The following is a 17,662-nucleotide window of genomic DNA, read 5'->3' as shown; positions in this document are numbered from 1 at the left end:
TACAATAACAGAAAAACAAAAAACCTCGATCTTAAAAAAATCGAGGTTTTTCCATTTTAACAAGCTTTACTCCTCACTCAAATAAGGATTCAAAATCTCCGCCAGTTCATTAATCCAAAAATAGCAGTCGCTTAATTTGATAATTTCATTTTGGAAGTATTCGTATTCATTCATAACACCCAACGCAATTGAAAAATTGGCTAGTCTTAAGGTTTTAGCCATATCTTCGGGATCTATAATATGATTAAAAAAATCAATCAGCCTTGTTTCGGCTTCTTGGGAAAGGGTCTTTGTTTTCATAAAGTGAAGAATTTAAGAAAAAACCCTCATGCCTTAGCAGTCTTACGCTTCTTCACGGCGTCAAAGTCCTTTCGGAGCTTTACTACATAGCACAAGGGCAAATTTTATGTTGTCTTAATGTGAAGATTTAAGAACTCCAAATGTAAGAAAACTTTTTTTTAAAGAAAGATTTTTCTTTCAATAAAATATCTGATACTTTTAAAAGAACAAACTCAACCAAATGTATTAAATCACAATCGAAAATTATACATTTGAAAAAGCTATTAAATATTTTAAATGATACGAATAGAATTCGAAGAACCAAACATTGAAGTTTGTGACTGTTGTAACAACAAAACTACCAAATTAACTCGATTTGTGTATAAGGATGAAGATGCATTCACAATTTATTATTTAAAATTCACAAAAGGACACGATCATAAATTTGCAGTTGGAATAATCAGTATTGGAGACTGGGGAATAGACGACGAACCTAAAAATAGGTTTTCGTTTCCATTTAGAATCTGGCTCAGTGAAAATGACGAATACCAAATAGGCTTAATTGATAAAGAAGAATCACCATGGAATCATCCCCTTCTTGGAAAAATACTTGACAGAAAAGAGGCCTTGGAACATCCTTGGATTAAGGAAGTCTTTCATATTACAGACCATATTGTCATAGAGGATAAAGAATTAATTGAATATTTTGATTAATATTCAACTTTTGGCGAGATAAAAAATGCATCGTTCCTACGGAACTTCAATACTAAATCGACTTTCATTCAACGGATTGAAATCCATTGCTACAATATTTTTCATTCCTAGCGGAATTTTTGATTTATAATTTACAAAATTCAAACGACAACAAAAAAAATGCAAGAACAAAATTGATCTTGCATTTTTCTATAATTTGATAATCTAAATAGAATTATCTAATTACGCTCTCTGACGTTCATGTATTCCCTCTTTAATTTCTTCCACCATTTTTTTATTAAAAGCGGGTAAATCATTTGGGTTTCGGCTCGTCACTAATCCGTTGTCTACGACAACTTCCGAGTCTTCCCATTGTGCTCCGGCATTCTTCAAATCGTTTTTAACAGAGAAGAATGAAGTTACTTTTCGACCTTCTAAAACATCGGCATCGACCAAAATTTGAGGTCCATGACAAATAGCAGCTACCGGTTTTTTACTTTCAAAAAAGGAACGTACAAAATCTACTGCCGCTTCTTCTCTTCTTAATAAATCAGGATTAATTACTCCTCCAGGCAGGACCAATGCATCGTAATCGGCTTCATTTGCCTGATCTAATACGACATCAACATTATATTCGTTGCTCCAATTTCCGTCTTTCCAAGCTTTGATAGTTCCAGATTTCAAACTGACGATATCTGCATTCCAGCCCTGCTCTTCCAGATAGGCTTTAGGAGATGCTAATTCTGATTCTTCAAAACCGTTTGTGGCTAATATGGCTATATTCTTTTTCATGATTTTAATTTTTTAAAACGTTATTAATTTGATTTACCTAAAATTACTTATTTCAAAAAGCCGACGGAAATACACGCTGTTAAAGCTTTCTTTAATAAAAGTTAATTAATTGAAATTGAGTTTTTTATTAAAAATTAAACTGAAATTATGTAAGATTCGTGTTGATTTGGTTTGCTATTTTATACCCTAAAATCTAAAGAACTGACTTTAAAGAGCCATAGGCTCGATTAATATTCTAGGGCTGGATTTTATTCCAGTTATTACAGCATCCCATATCAAAAAGATCCGTAGTATTGAAATATATTTTCTACATTTAATACCTGTCTTTATAGAACCTCAAATTTTAAAAAGCCTTCGACTCCGCTCAGGATGACACTCAAATATTAAATCTCAAAGTAAAAAAAGCTCTGTAGCTTTGCAACTTTCTCACTTTGCAACTAAAAACCTAACTTCTTAAATTTAAACTTTTTATAGTGTTTTTATAACTTTTAAGAGCCATTGTATCAATCCTTTAAACCATAATTTTACACAACTCGTAAATAAATATGGCAATTAAAATAATTTAGCATGCAGACGATACAAAAAGTGATTGAACTACTATCCAAAAAATACAAATCACGCATTACGATTCTGAGCAACAATCTGGACGGCAGATTTAAATCTATATTGGACACTAAGAACGGGACCATGTTTTCTGTTTCGTATGATTCTGTATATATATTCAAGGATTCAAATGAGAATTTATGGACTACTACACCAAAGTCATTTATTTATAATGACAAGAAATTTTACCCGAGAGTAGGACAAGAATATACTAGAAAAGATGGCATTACTTATACTTTTACCACCAAAGAGGAAGTTCTGGAAAAAGCGGTAATCTATTTCGAAAAATTTATTGATTCTAACTATGGAATTAAAATCGTCAATCAAAAACTGCTTTTCTATGAAGATCGTGATAAAAAAACAAAAATCAATTTGAACCTTCATAAGTTTAAAGTCCGAATGTTTGACAAAACCGACACTTATGTTTCTTTCAATTAAAAATACACTGTTAAATTGTTATCAGTAAAGACACTAAAGCAAAGCATTTAGAAACGAAATAACCTGCGTTTCGCTTTATTTAGTAATTACCTAAACTGTACGCATTCAATCTGAATGCCGCGTTTTAAAATTTTGATTTGGTTTTAAAATGCAAAAATTACAATTTACTTACAGGAAGACAGCACTTTAATTAGTTGCTGTCTTTTTTTTCTCAAAAAAACAACTAAATAGCAACACCTTACAACACAAAATCCACTTATAATTATTCGAAAAAAAAACTTATTTTAATACAAAAAAAACTTTTAGTGGCTAAAACGATAAATTTCGTAATTTTAAATTTACAGTTTCAAAGACAAAAAAAATCCACATGTTATGCCACTAACAAAAAAAATCACAGACTTGTTGTCTAAAAAATACAATTCCAACATTAGTATTTTAGGCACTTACACCAGCAGTAAATACACATCTATACTGGATAATGACAATGGAACAATCTTCATTGTATCTGATTCTGACCTCTATTCTTTTAAAGATCAAGATCGTAATCTCTGGGTAAACGTTACCGATTCGTTTCATGCAGACGGGAAAGAACAGCATCCTGAACTTGGAGAATCGTACACACTCGATCATGGCGTGCAATACAGTTTTACCACAAAAGAGGCAATAGTAGAAATGGCAACCAACTATTTTGATAAACATCAGCACGACATTGCCTAAAACAAATAGCGCTTTATCGCTAAATAAATAGTCCCGATAGTTATTGCGACTACAAGGTTTCTATTCTCCATTCCAAATCCTTCATTCTAAATCCTCCATTCTCTATTTTCTATATTTTCTATTCTAAATCCTCCATTCTAAATCCTCCATTCTAAATCCTCCATTCTAAATCCTCCATTCTCTATTCTCTATTCTCTATTCTCTATTCTCTATTCTCTATTCTCTATTCTCTATTCTCTATTCTCTATTCTCTATTCTCTATTCTCTATTCTCTATTCTCTATTTCCCATTTTCCTACAAAAAAAAGCCCCTAACTTATTTCCTTTTCTATATATTTGCTTCCTAACCAATTAATATTTTCAAGTTATGTTTATTGTTATAATACTTATTGTATTCATCTTTGTTGGCGTATTAATTTATAATTCGCTTATCGGAAAAAGGAATCAGGTAACCAATGCTTTTTCGGCAATTGATGTGATGCTGAAGAAACGTTTTGATTTGATTCCGAATCTTGTTGAAGTGGTTAAACAATACACCAATTATGAACAAAGTACTTTAACTAAAATTGTAGAACTTCGTGCACAAGCGAATTCTGGTTCTCTAACTGATACTGAAAAAGCCAGTTTAGACACGCAATTAAGCACAGCCGTAAAAGGTTTGATGGTAACAGTTGAAAATTATCCAGACTTAAAAGCCAACACCAACTTTTTAAACCTGCAATCGACTTGGACAGAAAGTGAAGAACAAATTGCAGCTGCAAGAAGAACTTACAACGCTGCTGTAACCAGTTATAACAATGCCATTATGATGTTTCCAGGAAATATGTTTGCCGGAATGCTCAATTATACCCAAATAGATGTTTTGGAAACGCCAGCAGAAGAACGTAAAAACATTAGCGCAAAAGAGCTTTTCAATAATTAATGGATTCTGAAAATACGAGTGTAAAACCTTTACAAGAGGTTTTAAACACATTGGAAATCGACCGAAAAAAAATAGCCGAAACCTACAAGACCGCTTATATTTTATTTGGTCTTGCGGGTCTCATTTTAATTATTGGTTTCTTGATTCGGTTTCCAGCATTGGCCATTTTTGGCGCTCTTGTTCCTGCTATTATTGGAATTGTGATGTATTACCAAATTGGAGACGATGCCAATGCCTACAAAGCTGCTTATAAAAACAATGTGGTTGGATCTGCATTAAAAGAAATTAACGAAACACTAAAGATTACACCTCAAAGCGGATTACCGCATTATGAGTTTGTCAGTTCCGAACTTTTTACGACCAGACCAGATCGTTACAAAACACAGGATTTAGTAGAAGGTACGGCTGACAAAACGGCTTTCTGGTTCTCTGAAGTGCATGCCGAATACAAAACCGAAACCCGAACCAAAAACGGAACGCGTACAGAATGGCATACCATTTTTGAAGGGATAATTTTTGTGGCTGACTTTAACAAGAACTTTAATGTTTCGACTGTTGTTCGCCCAAAAAGCTTTGGAGATTCTATTGGTTCATGGTTTTCTAAAAACGTTTTTAGTTTTGGAAATTCCGATTTGATTCAATTAGAGAATCCTGAATTTGACAGCAAATTTGTAACCTATTCCAGAAATCAAATTGAAGCCAGATATATCTTAACACCAGCCATGATGGAGAGAATTCTGGACTTAAACCAAAAATCGGATGAAACGATTTCGATTTCTTTTATACATTCAAAAATGTATATCGCTTTTCCGCTGTCTCACAATTATTTTGAACCTCCTATTCATTCGTCGCTTTTAGATCCCAATTTACTCAGCGATGATCTTTCGATTGTACGTTTTATGCAGGATATTGTTCAAGAATTGGATTTGAATACTCGAATTTGGGGAAAGGAATAAACTATTGGATTTAATTTACATATTATTCTTCATAGCAGTTTACAAACTCATTATTTATTGGAAAACCTGTAAATACGAGATATGATTTATAATTCTATATTACAGATTTATGAAAGTTATTCTAAATAAAATCAGCTTGCTTACTTTCAAAAAAATTGAATGAAAAAATGATACAAAACTTAAAAACTTCATTTATTATTAGTACTAGCATAATAATCCTTTTAACAATATTCGGATGTCTTAGTTCTTATCCTCTTTTAAAAGAATTAGCAATCTTCTTCCTCATTCTGAGTGTTTTGATGAATTTGATTTTATGCTTCATCATTAATTACATCAACAATAAGCTTTCTATAATAGTTTCAGTGCTGCTTTTTATTCCAGCAGTTTTGTTACTTCGAACAATAAAAATTCATTACTATGAATTTACCAATTATGAAAATTGGCAATTCTATAATTATCAGCCCGTTTTATCTAAAAGATTAGATTTGGTTATTGGTAAAAATGCCTTAGAACTTGAATACTTTTTATGCATGCTTCTACTTAACTTAGTATCAAGTTTTATTGGACTTTTGATAAATTATTTTAGAAAGTCGCGTAATGTGGTTTTAGAAGAAGAAGAAGAATAAATACATGAGAAGAACGCTTACCTCAAATCCTTCTTAATCACCAAATATTTTAAATCCGTCTTTCCCGCATTACTAATTCCGTGTTCCGCATTTGGCGGGCAATAAAAACTGGTATTTGGGCCAGCGGTCACGGTTTTTCCGTTTAAAAAGAATTCGGCTGTGCCTTCTAGGATGTAGAAAAATTCTTCCTCAGGATGATGATGTGGCGCATGGGTAGATTTTCCTGGTTCAACGATACTCATTTTTAAAGTATTTTCCTGAGTGAAATCCTTATCGGCAAACCAATATTGATACCCGACTTTGGTTTTCTTTGCTTTGTCTATTTCAAAATGGTTGACACAGTTTTCGATTGTGTATTGTGGCGGTGTAGTTTCTTTTTTGGTTTCCTGAGAAAAGGCAATCTGCTGGAAGAATAAAACTGCGACTGTGGTTTTTATAGTAGTTAGTGTCTTCATTTTTTTTCTTGTAATGTTACGAAAAATATCGATACAGCTAATTGCATTCATGTTTTTGTTATAAAGACACTTCGTAAAAATCAAATATTTAGATGTGTGGCTTCAACTTCTCTCAGCCTGGCCAAATTGTGGCGCTTGTACTGGTCAACGATAGCTTTTCTTTAGTTCATTACTCCTAAAAATCTACTGCAAGGAAAAGTCGTTATGTTACAATTTTTCCAATTTAACATCTCCTTCACTTATTAAATGTTATTTTTGGGAATCTTTATCGAAACAATTTATCTAAAAATTTGATTATCACATTTCGGTTTTAGTCAAAACAGCAACCATTATAATTTACCATTTATGAATGTTTTACTTATTGAAGATGATAAGCGCATCAGCGATTTTATAGTAAAAGGATTAGAAGAAAATAATTTTACTGTTCATCTTGCTGAGACTGGAGAAATTGCCAGAGATCTTATCCAACATGATATTTGGGATATTATTTTAATGGATATTATGCTTCCTGGAATAGACGGTATTCAATTAACTAAATTAATGCGTTTTAAAAAAAATCATACACCGATTTTAATGCTCAGCGCCTTGAGCGACACCGATGATAAGGTTAATGCATTAGATTCTGGCGCAGATGATTATTTGGTTAAGCCTTTTCATTTTAAAGAATTGATTTCGAGAGTTAATGCCTTAACAAGACGAACAAAATTTAACTACGACAAAGCAGCAACTTTGTATAATTTAGGAAGTTTAACTATAAATCCTGAAGAACATAAGGTTACCGAAAATAATGAATTGATCGATTTGTCTCCGAGAGAATATAAACTCCTGCTTTTTTTATTGGAAAACCGAAATAAGGTCATTTCAAGAACCCAGATATTAAAAGCTGTTTGGGGAATTAATTACGACAATAACACCAATGTGGTTGATGTTTATGTGTCGTATCTGAGAAACAAAATTGAGCGTAATCATAAATTTATTCATACCATAAAAGGTACAGGATATATGCTTAAAGAATAATCATGAGAATACGTAATCGATTTACTCTAATATCTTCTTTGACTTTTAGCGTTGTATTTGTCATTGCTTCTATTATAACCTATCTTTCATTCTATACATATTCTGAAAAAATTGTTTATAATGAGCTTCAAAAAACATGTCTTTTAACGGGTATTTTTTATCTGGAAAAAGATGAATTACCAGATAATCAGCATTTGTTAATTGGACAGCAATTCAGAGAAAATTCGGTAGAAATCATTACGCGGGTTTATGATAAACGAAATCAAATTGTTTATGGAGACAAAACTTCAGATAACAATATAAATCGTGAAAGACTTGATTATATTCGAAAAAACCGAAAATTAAGCTTTAAATCAAAGCATCATTTCTATTTCGGAAGTTATTACCATGACAATCAAGGAGATTTTGTTGTTTTTGTAAAAAAGAACGATGTCGAATTCAAAACCATGACCGATAGACTGCAGATTATTATGATTATGGTCTTAATCATTGGATTAATAACTATTTATATTGTAAGCCGTGTTCTTTCTAATTTGGCTTACAGTCCAATAAAAAATATCATCGATCAGGTAAATGAAATTCAGGCTTCATCTCTCCATCGGCAAATCGTTATTCCCGATACGAAAGATGACATTCAGGAACTTGTAGCAACTTACAATAACTTATTCAACAGATTATCAGACACCTTTGTCATTCAGAAGAATTTTATCAATTATGTTTCGCATGAATTCAAAACACCTTTAACCGCAATTTCAGGAAATCTTGAAGTATTTGCTCAAAAAGACAGAACAAGTACAGAATACAGAGAAATGTCTGAGAAAGTATTAGAAAACGTCTATCAGATAGAAGATACTTTGAATACACTCATGATGCTTTCGGGGCTTCGAAACAATACAGAACTCAATGAAATTTTTAGAGTCGATGAATTACTTTGGGACATAAACGATCAATTACCAGATATTTATGAACTCAAAAGGTCACCGATACAAATTGTCCTTGAAGTTGAAAATGACAAATTGCTTTCTATAAAAGGAAACAACAACGAAATTAAAATTGCTTTGTATAATATTATCGAAAATGCTGTCAAATATTCTAACGGAAACCCGATTAAAATAAGTCTGCTTCAGCAAGATAATCAACTTAAAATTATAATCGAAGACCGCGGAACCGGAATCAGCGAAGACGATTTATTATTTATCAAACAAACTTTTTACAGAGGCAAAAATGTAAAAGATATAAAAGGCAGTGGCGTTGGACTTTCATTGGCCAATATTATCTTTAAACAAAACAATATAAACTTTACCATTACTTCCAAAAAAGATCAGGGAACAACGGTAACATTAGAGTTTCCGCCACTCTAATCGTTTTCTAATCCAGCTCTAACCGCCTTATAATATACATCAAATTAGTGGCTAATATACCGCAGATAACTTTGCAGGATATTTAAACTACTTAATTTGAAACGTATACTTTTAACCTTGTTTGTTATTGTTTCACACAAAAGTGTGGCGCAGCTTACTGCAATAAACGATACAATTGTTCTTTCTAGAACAAAAGCCGAGGCTTTATTTCTGGAAAAGAATATTTCTCTTATTTCCGAAAAACTAAACATCGATATTGCCGATGCACAGGTAATTCAGGCAAAATTATGGCCTAATCCAACACTGACTATTGGCGAAATCAATCTTTGGAACAATGCTACGGCACAACAACTTCCTCCATTATGGGGAAATTTTGGTAAAACATCTCAAGTCACTGCAGAATTAGAACAGCTTATTCAGACTGCCGGAAAACGCAAAAAGATGATTGCCATGGAAAAAGTGAATGCGGCTATTGCCAAAGAATACTTCAAGACTTTTTTGCGTAATCTAAAAATTGAATTTCGTGGCAATCTAACGGAACTTCAATACAATCAAGCTCAAACAGCGATTTACAAAAAACAACTTTCGTCTATGCAGACTTTACTAAAAGCTTACAGCAATCAGGTAAAACAAGGCAATGTTGGCAAAGGTGAATATATTAGATTAAAAGCAACTGAACTTGGTTTTTTAAAAGAAATAAGTGATTTACAAAAAGACAATAATGCGCTGCAAAAAGAGCTTAAAGTTTTAATGAACCTTCCTGCTGCAAGCTTTATCAAACTTACTTATGATGGTTTTGTTCCTGATAATAAAAACATTGAAAACATCAACTTAGGAAATCTTATGGCTTCGGCTGTAGAAAATCGTCCAGACATGAAAGTTCTTAAACTTGGAAACGATTATAACGAAAACAAATACAAATACGAAAGAGCGATGCGAACTCCAGACGTTACCCTTGGTGTAAGCTATGACCGCGGAGCGAGTTTAATGAATGATTTCGTAGGAGTTGGTTTCTCTCTTGATCTTCCTTTTTTTAATAGAAATCAAGGAAATGTTAAAGCTGCAAAACTGGCAGTAGATCAGGGAAAATTATTAACTGAAGAGAAAACATTAAGCGTACAATCGGAAGTGTTGCAATCTTATGAAGATTTATTGGCAACGAAAAAATTATACGAAAATGTAGAAGCCAATTACGAAGAGGATTTGGATAAACTTCTAGAAGCTTATCGCAAAAACTTCATGCAGAAAAACACCAGTATGCTGGAATTTCTGGATTTTGTCGATGCCTATTTAGACAATAAATCAATCCTTCTTAATGCTAAAAAAGACCTCAACAAAAATCTGGAAGAACTGCGCTATATCTCAGGTCAGGAAATCAATTAAAACTTAATTATATAAAAAATAACATCAAAAATGAAAAAATATATTGTATTCCCAATACTTGGGTTAATGCTCGTTTATGGATGCGGAAAAAAAGAAGAAGTAAAAGAAACGAAAGACGAAAAGTTCTGCATTGATAAAGATCTAAAAGAAAAAATTACAATAGAGTCAGTACAAAAACGTCCTGTAAGCGAATCAATAAATCTTACTGGAAATATTACTTACAATGGTGATAATGTCGTTCAGTTTAACAGCCTTGTTGAAGGCATTATTACCAAAACGGCTTTCTCTTTGGGAGATTATGTTAGAAAAGGACAGGTTCTGGCAGAAATAAAAAGTACCGAATTAAACAGTATGCAGTCTGAAAGCAAATCATTGCAATCGCAAATTACGGTAGCACAGCGCAATTTACAATCGGTTAAATCTATGTTTGAAGATGGAATTTCTTCTCAAAAAGATTTAATGCAGGCACAAAGCGAATTGGATGTTTTAAAATCATCGCTTGAAAACGTAAGAGCCAATCTGGCCATGTTCAGTGCCAGCAGTGAAAGATCTGTATTTCAGATAAAAGCACCAACAGAAGGTTATATCGTAGACAAAAATATAAGTCCGGGAATGCAGATTACAGATGGTAGCGAACCCCTTTTTACCATTTCTGACCTAAAAGAAATCTGGGTTTTGGTAAATGTTTATACCAGTAATTTAAAAAACATCTCTGAAAATATGCCCGTAGATGTTACAACACCAGCATATCCGGGAGAAATTTTTAAAGGAAAAATAAAAATGATGGCCAAAGTTTTTGATGCCGATGAACACGTTTTGAAAGCAAGAATCGTAATGGAAAACAAAAACTTAAAACTAAAACCAGGAATGACCGCAGATATCATTATTGATAAAAGTCTAGGTGGCGAAACATTAGTCGCCGTTCCTGCAAAAGCAGTCATTTTTGACAACAATCGCGATCATATTTTAATCTACAAAAATGACTGTACAATAGAAACCAGAGAAATTAATCCGATTATAAAAAACAACAACTGGGTTTATTTTGACAAAGGAGTCAACGAAGGTGAAATGGTTATTACCAAAAATCAGCTCTTAATACACGAAAGATTAAAAAACTAATTATCCTAAAAATGGATAAACACAATAAGACATGAAAAAATTTGTACAAGGTTTAGTAGCTTTCTCGCTAAAAAACTCCCTCATCGTTTTTTTCCTGACCGCTATATTATTAGTCGCCGGTATCGTAAGCTATATTCATACACCCATTGAAGCTTTTCCAGATGTGACCAATACAAGGGCGAGAATCATTACACAATGGCCAGGAAGAAGTGCCGAAGAAGTAGAAAAGTTCATCACGCTTCCTATTTCAAAACAAATGAATACGATACCCAAAAAAGCAGAAGTACGCTCTATTTCGCTTTTTGGATTATCGGTTGTAACCGTATTATTTGACGATGGTGTCGAAGATTTTTACGCACAACAATATGCTTCAAATCGCCTTAACGGACTTGATCTTCCGGAAGGGGCCGATGTAGAAATCGATCCACCTTCCGGAGCAACTGGTGAAATATTTCGATATGTAATCAAAAGTGATTTGCCCATCAAAGAAATCAAAGCCATTCAGGATTGGGTAATCGAAAGAGAATTGATCTCGGTTCCAGGTGTTGCCGATGTGGTAAGTTTTGGCGGTGAAGAAAAAATGTTCGAAATCAAAATCAATCCAACACAATTAGAGAATTACAATTTATCGGCATTAGATGTTTACGAAGCCGTTTCAAAAAGTAATATCAACGTTGGAGGCGATGTTATTCAGCGTGGCGATCAGGCTTACGTTGTTCGAGGCGTTGGATTAATCAACAAAATCGAAGACATTGGGAATATTTTAATTGAAACCAAAGGTTCTGCGCCTATATTGGTAAAAAATGTAGCCGAAGTTTCCATTTCAGCAAAACCAAGACTAGGACAAGTTGGTTTAGACGGAAATGATGATGTTGTTGAAGGTATTGTTGTAATGCTTCGAGGTGAAAATCCGGGAGAAGTAATCAAGAAACTAAAAGTACGTCTTGAAGAACTTAACGAAAGAGTTTTACCGGATAATGTAAAAATAGTTCCGTTTATTGACCGTACAGAATTAGTCAATACAACCGTAAAAACGGTTACCAAAAACCTTGTTGAAGGCGTTTTATTGGTGTCGTTAATTGTGTTTATATTCCTTTACAACTGGAGAACGTCATTAATTGTCGCTTCTGTAATTCCGCTTGCGTTCTTATTTGCTATTGTAATGTTGCGAATTCAAGGATTGCCTGCCAATTTAATTTCGATGGGAGCGTTAGATTTTGGATTACTTCTGGAAGGAACTCTCGTTATTGTTGAACAAGTCTTTGTTTCCCTCGAAAAGAAAGCGCATAAAGTGGGAATGGAACGTTTTAACAGCATGAGTAAAATGGGGCTTATCAAGAAAAGCGTTGGAAGTGTTGCTACCTATATTTTCTTTGCACTAATTATTTTGATCGTGGCGCTAATGCCTATTTTTTCTTTTACTAAAGTAGAAGGAAAAATGTTCTCTCCCCTAGCCTTTACTCTAGGTTATGCATTGTTAGGTTCATTGATATTATCTCTAACTTATGTTCCCGCAATGTGTAAAGTAATGTTGAAGAAAAATATTGTCGAGAAAGAAAATATGATTTCGCGTTTCTTTAGAGAAAATCTGTATAAGCTGTTTCAATGGAGTACCAAACATCGCAAAACAACTATATATGCGTTTTTAGTTTTATTAGCAATCTGCTGTGTACGATTTGCATTTTACGGTTCAGAATTTATTCCGAAACTGAATGAAGGAGCTATTTATGTAAGAGCAACATTGCCAAACAGCATCAATCTTGATGAATCAGTAAGGTTGACGAAAGAAATGAAGGCCAAAATCAGGAAGTTTGAAGAAGTAAAATTTGTCCTTTCACAAACGGGAAGACCTAATGACGGAACAGATCCAACAGGTTTTTTTAATATTGAATTTCATATCGAATTAAAACATAAAGACGAATGGAAACATGATATCAGCAAAGAGGAATTGATTTCCGAAATCAAAAAAATACTCGATGTATATCCGGGAATCGCCTTTGGTTTCAGTCAGCCTATTCAAGATAACGTTGAAGAATATGTTGCCGGTGTCAAAAGTCCGCTCGCAATCAAAATTTTTGGAAACGATCTTTTTGAACTAGAAGAAATGGCAGGAAAAGTGGCCAACTCAATTAAAGACGTAAGAGGAATCGAGGATATTAATGTTTATAAAAATATTGGTCTGCCCGAATTACGAATTCAGCTGCACGACGAAAAAATGGCTCGATATGCCATAACAACAGCCGATGCGCAAGCTGTAATTAGAATGACAATTGGAGGACAAGCCGCTACTAAATATTATGATGAGGAAAAAATCTTTGATATCACTTTACGTTTTGAAAAAGAATATCGTGACTCAAAAGAAAAAATTGAAGGCATCCTGATTCCAACCATGAATGGTAAAAAAGTGCCTTTGAAAGAAATTGCAACTGTAGAATACAAAACAGGCCCAACTTTTATTTATCGAGAAGGAAACAGCCGTTATATCGCTGTAGGATTTAATATTGAAGGACGCGATTTAGGAAGCACCATTGAAGAAGCACAGAAAAAAGTAGTTGCAGAAGTAAAACTTCCTAAGGAAAATGTGATTAAATGGGCTGGAGAATTTGAAAGTAAAGAAAGAGCCTCTAAACAATTAGCGATGATTGTTCCTGTTGTTTTGGTATTGATTTTATGTTTATTGTATTTTAATTTTGGTAATTTCAAAGATACTATGATTGCTGTAACTGCAATGCCTTACGCATTCATTGGTGGATTCTTGTCGCTTTGGGTAACTGGAACAGTATTCGGGATATCAGCAGGAATTGGATTTATTATCCTGTTTGGTGTCAGCGCAATTGACAGTATTGTCCTCATCGGGATGATTAGGGAAAATATGCGTGCCGGAATGCATTTAAGAGATGCTATTGCACACGGAATTCACAGTAGAATCCGACCAATCGTAATGATTGCACTTATGGGATCTCTAGGATTATTGCCTGCTGCACTATCAACAGGAATGGGTTCTGAAGTACAAAAACCATTAGCTATTATGATTGTGGGAGGATTAATAACCTGTATGATTTTATCGCTAACAGTATTACCACAAGTATTTTATTTGGTATATCGTAAGAAAGATAAAAGCAACGAAGAATCTTAATCTTACTATTATATAAATTGAGAAAAAGCACCTTTAGACTTAATGTTTGAAGGTGCTTTTATTCGAATACAACAAATCTAAAAAATACCCTATAGTGATATAATTAAAACTTTTAAGGGCAAGATACTTTAAAAACAGTTTAGCATAAAAATCTTTAAATCATTCAAAAAATACATTTATTCATTTAAATTCTCTTTATTATGAAAAAGAAAGCTGACAGTCAAAACTTAAATGAGAAGGAAGAAAATAAACTTCTGAATCATGTAAAACTTAGCATAAATGAAAAATTTCAGAATTGGGTTTTATTTAAAAATGGAACTTACATCATTTTTGAAAACGCCGATATAATTCCGGATTTGGAAAGTGAAGCTATAAAACTAATGAAAGAATTTGGTCCAGTTTATACAGGAACCCACGCAGCTGATTTTGATGTTACCGATTTAAAAAAAACAGAAGGCTGGATTGTTTCAGGACATGGGTATGGAATGTATACTTATGTAAGTCCAGATGAAATAAAATGTGATATAACAGATATTCTTGAAATTGGTTTATATGGACGCTATAAAAGAGATTTAGATGGCCGAAATCCTGTTATTATTCATATTAATCGGAAAGCTGAATAAATAAAAAAACTTGTATTATAAAGTGATTTAAAACAGGTTACTGCAATATTTATTTTTCCTCTATAATTTTTAATGATATTATCTTTTCGAAATACGAAACTGAAGCGATAGAGGACAGACGATGCAAATCTCCAATCTTTGTCAATTTGCACGTGTGATTCTCCTTAGTCGAAAAATGACAAACTTCAATTTAACAAAGTTCTTATGAAAAAGATACCTTCTCATCGAAACGGTATCCTTTTATGGTCTTGTTTCTTTAACGAGACCATAAAAAGATATAGTAAAGAGCAGGACAAAACGTCCTTAAAAACAAAAAATGTGCTGCTTCTAAAAAATATTTAAAAACTCAAACCCCAGTAAAATCAAGCTTTTCAAATCAATCTATTGTACGATAAGAAAATATTATGATAAAAATATTTTGAAATTCGAAAATCCGCCATACATTTGCCTAACAGTGTTAAACGATTTAATACTTGAATACAATGGCTAGCAAAGATCGAATTTTAAGACAAAAAGAAGAGACAAGAAATAATATTCTTGGCGCTGCTTATGATATCGTAAAAGATGAAGGCTGGAATGGTTTGAGTATGCGTAAAATTGCCGACAGAATCGAATATACTGCTCCTATTATTTATGAATATTTCTCGAATAAAGAAGCAATTTTAGAAGAACTGACAGGCAAAGGTTTTATTAAACTGGCTAAAGAATTGCAGACTGCAAAAGACAAGTTTGAAAAACCAGAAGATCAGTTAGAAGCCATGTGGATGACTTATTGGGATTTTGCTTTTACTAATACTGAAATGTATCAACTTATGTTTGGTGTTCAAATGACTTGCTGTGCACAGCGATGTTCGGCTCAAGAGGCACCTTACAAATTGTTTACTGGAGTTATTGCTGAAATCATGAAGGACAGCAATCCTAGTGAAGATATCATAAAACAAAAATATTTTACTTTCTTTTCTGTTATTCATGGCTTAATTGCCATCAACATCATTAACAAAAGTGATATTTTAGAAACCATAAATGCTCAGATTTTGAAGGATGCCATCACAGGTATCATCAAATCTATACAATAAAAAATTTTTCAATTTTACTTAACAGTGTAAAATAATTTAAACGGGATAACATAGAATCCTTTTTTTTATAACTTTCGCTTAACACTGTTAGAAAATTTAATAAAGGTAATAAAAGCTCTTTTTTTAGACTTTTACTTAACAACGTTAGATAATTTAATACTGATTTTGGAATAGAATTGGAAAAACTTACTGTATGGAAATTAGCGCACTTTAACTTAACAACGTTAGATAATTTAATTCAATTAAATATGAATCCCGAGAATGCCAGAATACCAAAGAATTTTATCCGAGAAAATGTTCAACCAATTAAAACCACTATGAAAATGAAAAATGTAATTATAACCAGTTTTATTCTGGCCTTAGTTTTAAGTAGCTGTGCCGACAAAAATCAGGCACCTACTGCTCCACCTCCACCGGTTTTACCAGTATTAGCTATCACAAGTGCAAATACAACAACTGACTCTGAATATCCTGCTTCTATACAAGGAACTGTTGATGTTGAAATTCGCCCTCAAGTGAGCGGAAACCTTGACAGAATTTATGTAGACGAAGGTGCTTATGTAAGCAAAGGACAAACTTTATTTAAAATCAATGAGCGTCCATTCCGTGAGCAGTTAAACAATGCTTTAGCAAGTCTTCATGCAGCTGAAGCCGCTTTGATCAATGCAAACTTAGAAGTTGACAAATTAACTCCTTTAGTGCAAAACAAAGTAGTTTCTGATTATCAATTAAAAACGGCTAAAGCTTCTCAAAAAATTGCCACTGCCAATATTGAACAAGCAAAAGCAATGGTAGGTTCTGCTAAAATTAATTTAGGATATACAAACGTAACTGCTCCAGTTAGCGGATACATTGGAAGACTGCCTAAAAAACAAGGAAGTCTAGTTTCTGCTACAGATATTGAACCGTTAACTACTTTATCAGACGTTCATGAAGTATTTGCTTATTTCTCTTTAGGTGAAACTGATTTTATCAATTTTAAAGAGCAATATGCAGGTAGTTCACTAGGCGATAAAATCAGAAAATTACCTCCTGTTACTTTGATTTTGGCTGATAACAGTGCATATCCTAAAACCGGAAAAATTGATATGGTTGACGGTCAGTTTGATAAAACTACAGGTGCAATCACAATTAGAGCAACTTTCCCAAATGCAAACGGAACACTTCGTTCTGGAAACACAGGAAGAATCCGTTTAGGATTAAATCACGACAATGCGATTTTGGTACCACAGTCGGCTACAGTTGAAATGCAGGACAAAGTATTTGTATTTACGGTAGGCAAAGACAACAAAGTAACTAAAATGCCTATTACAGTTGTGGGTAAAAGCGGTACCAATTATCTAATTAAAGAAGGTGTAAAAACTGGCGACCAAATCGTGTTGAGCGGTATTGACAAACTTCAGGACGGACAGGCAATTCAGCCAGAGAAATCTACAAAAGTTGCCCAAGTAACTAATCAAAAATAAT

At 33.2% G+C, this 17,662-nt stretch carries 17 protein-coding genes; 14 read left to right on the top strand and 3 right to left on the bottom strand.

What is annotated here, in order from left to right; genetic code table 11:
• Positions 1–66 precede the first annotated feature (66 nt).
• Positions 67–300 carry a hypothetical protein gene (locus BM289_RS11385; RefSeq protein ID WP_091493276.1) on the bottom strand — a complete coding sequence of 78 codons (234 nt, stop codon included), beginning with the start codon at positions 298–300 and terminating at the stop codon, positions 67–69.
• 276 nt (positions 301–576) lie between these two features.
• Between BM289_RS11385 and BM289_RS11380 the strand changes: the two genes are divergently transcribed.
• A complete protein-coding gene (locus BM289_RS11380) occupies positions 577–993 on the top strand; it encodes a hypothetical protein (RefSeq protein WP_091493274.1) in 417 nt (138 codons plus the stop codon).
• A 222-nt stretch (positions 994–1,215) separates the two neighbouring features.
• Here BM289_RS11380 and BM289_RS11375 read toward each other — a convergent pair whose 3' ends face one another.
• Positions 1,216–1,764 carry a type 1 glutamine amidotransferase domain-containing protein gene (locus BM289_RS11375; protein WP_091493273.1) on the bottom strand — a complete coding sequence of 183 codons (549 nt, stop codon included), beginning with the start codon at positions 1,762–1,764 and terminating at the stop codon, positions 1,216–1,218.
• A gap of 567 nt (positions 1,765–2,331) precedes the next feature.
• On the opposite strand from BM289_RS11375, the gene BM289_RS11370 reads away from it, so the two are divergent.
• From BM289_RS11370 to BM289_RS11345, 5 genes are all read left to right on the top strand, one after another.
• Positions 2,332–2,805 (top strand): hypothetical protein, encoded by a 474-nt coding sequence (locus tag BM289_RS11370; protein ID WP_143102070.1) that lies wholly within the window; start codon positions 2,332–2,334, stop codon positions 2,803–2,805.
• A 372-nt stretch (positions 2,806–3,177) separates the two neighbouring features.
• Positions 3,178–3,522, top strand: coding sequence for a hypothetical protein (locus tag BM289_RS11365; RefSeq protein ID WP_091493270.1), 345 nt, complete (start codon positions 3,178–3,180; stop codon positions 3,520–3,522).
• Positions 3,523–3,888: 366 nt separating this feature from the next.
• Positions 3,889–4,443: a LemA family protein gene (locus BM289_RS11355; protein WP_091493268.1), complete on the top strand. Its 555-nt coding sequence runs from the start codon at positions 3,889–3,891 to the stop codon at positions 4,441–4,443.
• Complete coding sequence (locus BM289_RS11350; protein ID WP_091493267.1) at positions 4,443–5,399, top strand: DUF3137 domain-containing protein; 957 nt, start codon at positions 4,443–4,445, stop codon at positions 5,397–5,399. The genes BM289_RS11355 and BM289_RS11350 overlap by 1 nt, the downstream gene beginning before the upstream one ends.
• A 167-nt stretch (positions 5,400–5,566) precedes the next feature.
• Positions 5,567–6,025, top strand: coding sequence for a hypothetical protein (locus BM289_RS11345; RefSeq protein WP_143102069.1), 459 nt, complete (start codon positions 5,567–5,569; stop codon positions 6,023–6,025).
• A gap of 17 nt (positions 6,026–6,042) precedes the next feature.
• On the opposite strand, the gene BM289_RS11340 is transcribed toward BM289_RS11345, so the two are convergent.
• Positions 6,043–6,480, bottom strand: a complete 438-nt coding sequence (locus BM289_RS11340) for a cupin domain-containing protein (RefSeq protein ID WP_091493412.1) — start codon at positions 6,478–6,480, stop codon at positions 6,043–6,045.
• Positions 6,481–6,825: 345 nt separating this feature from the next.
• Here BM289_RS11340 and BM289_RS11335 point away from each other — a divergent pair, with 345 nt between their 5' ends.
• From BM289_RS11335 to BM289_RS11300, 8 genes are all read left to right on the top strand, one after another.
• Positions 6,826–7,497, top strand: a complete 672-nt coding sequence (locus tag BM289_RS11335; protein ID WP_091493264.1) for a response regulator transcription factor — start codon at positions 6,826–6,828, stop codon at positions 7,495–7,497.
• Positions 7,498–7,499: 2 nt separating this feature from the next.
• Positions 7,500–8,858, top strand: coding sequence for a sensor histidine kinase (locus BM289_RS11330; RefSeq protein ID WP_091493262.1), 1,359 nt, complete (start codon positions 7,500–7,502; stop codon positions 8,856–8,858).
• Between the two features lie 96 nt (positions 8,859–8,954).
• Positions 8,955–10,241 (top strand): TolC family protein, encoded by a 1,287-nt coding sequence (locus BM289_RS11325; protein WP_091493260.1) that lies wholly within the window; start codon positions 8,955–8,957, stop codon positions 10,239–10,241.
• Between the two features lie 30 nt (positions 10,242–10,271).
• Complete coding sequence (locus tag BM289_RS11320) at positions 10,272–11,360, top strand: efflux RND transporter periplasmic adaptor subunit (RefSeq protein ID WP_091493258.1); 1,089 nt, start codon at positions 10,272–10,274, stop codon at positions 11,358–11,360.
• 31 nt (positions 11,361–11,391) lie between these two features.
• Positions 11,392–14,496, top strand: a complete 3,105-nt coding sequence (locus BM289_RS11315) for an efflux RND transporter permease subunit (protein WP_091493257.1) — start codon at positions 11,392–11,394, stop codon at positions 14,494–14,496.
• 200 nt (positions 14,497–14,696) lie between these two features.
• Positions 14,697–15,119 carry a hypothetical protein gene (locus BM289_RS11310; protein ID WP_091493255.1) on the top strand — a complete coding sequence of 141 codons (423 nt, stop codon included), beginning with the start codon at positions 14,697–14,699 and terminating at the stop codon, positions 15,117–15,119.
• 482 nt (positions 15,120–15,601) lie between these two features.
• Positions 15,602–16,195, top strand: a complete 594-nt coding sequence (locus tag BM289_RS11305; RefSeq protein ID WP_008467721.1) for a TetR/AcrR family transcriptional regulator — start codon at positions 15,602–15,604, stop codon at positions 16,193–16,195.
• Between the two features lie 248 nt (positions 16,196–16,443).
• Positions 16,444–17,661 (top strand): efflux RND transporter periplasmic adaptor subunit, encoded by a 1,218-nt coding sequence (locus BM289_RS11300; RefSeq protein WP_091493409.1) that lies wholly within the window; start codon positions 16,444–16,446, stop codon positions 17,659–17,661.
• The last annotated feature ends 1 nt before the right edge of the window (position 17,662 follow it).

The organism is Flavobacterium phragmitis (assembly GCF_900112575.1).
Lineage (GTDB): Bacteria > Bacteroidota > Bacteroidia > Flavobacteriales > Flavobacteriaceae > Flavobacterium > Flavobacterium phragmitis.
This window is presented reverse-complemented; position numbering and strand designations above follow the sequence as displayed.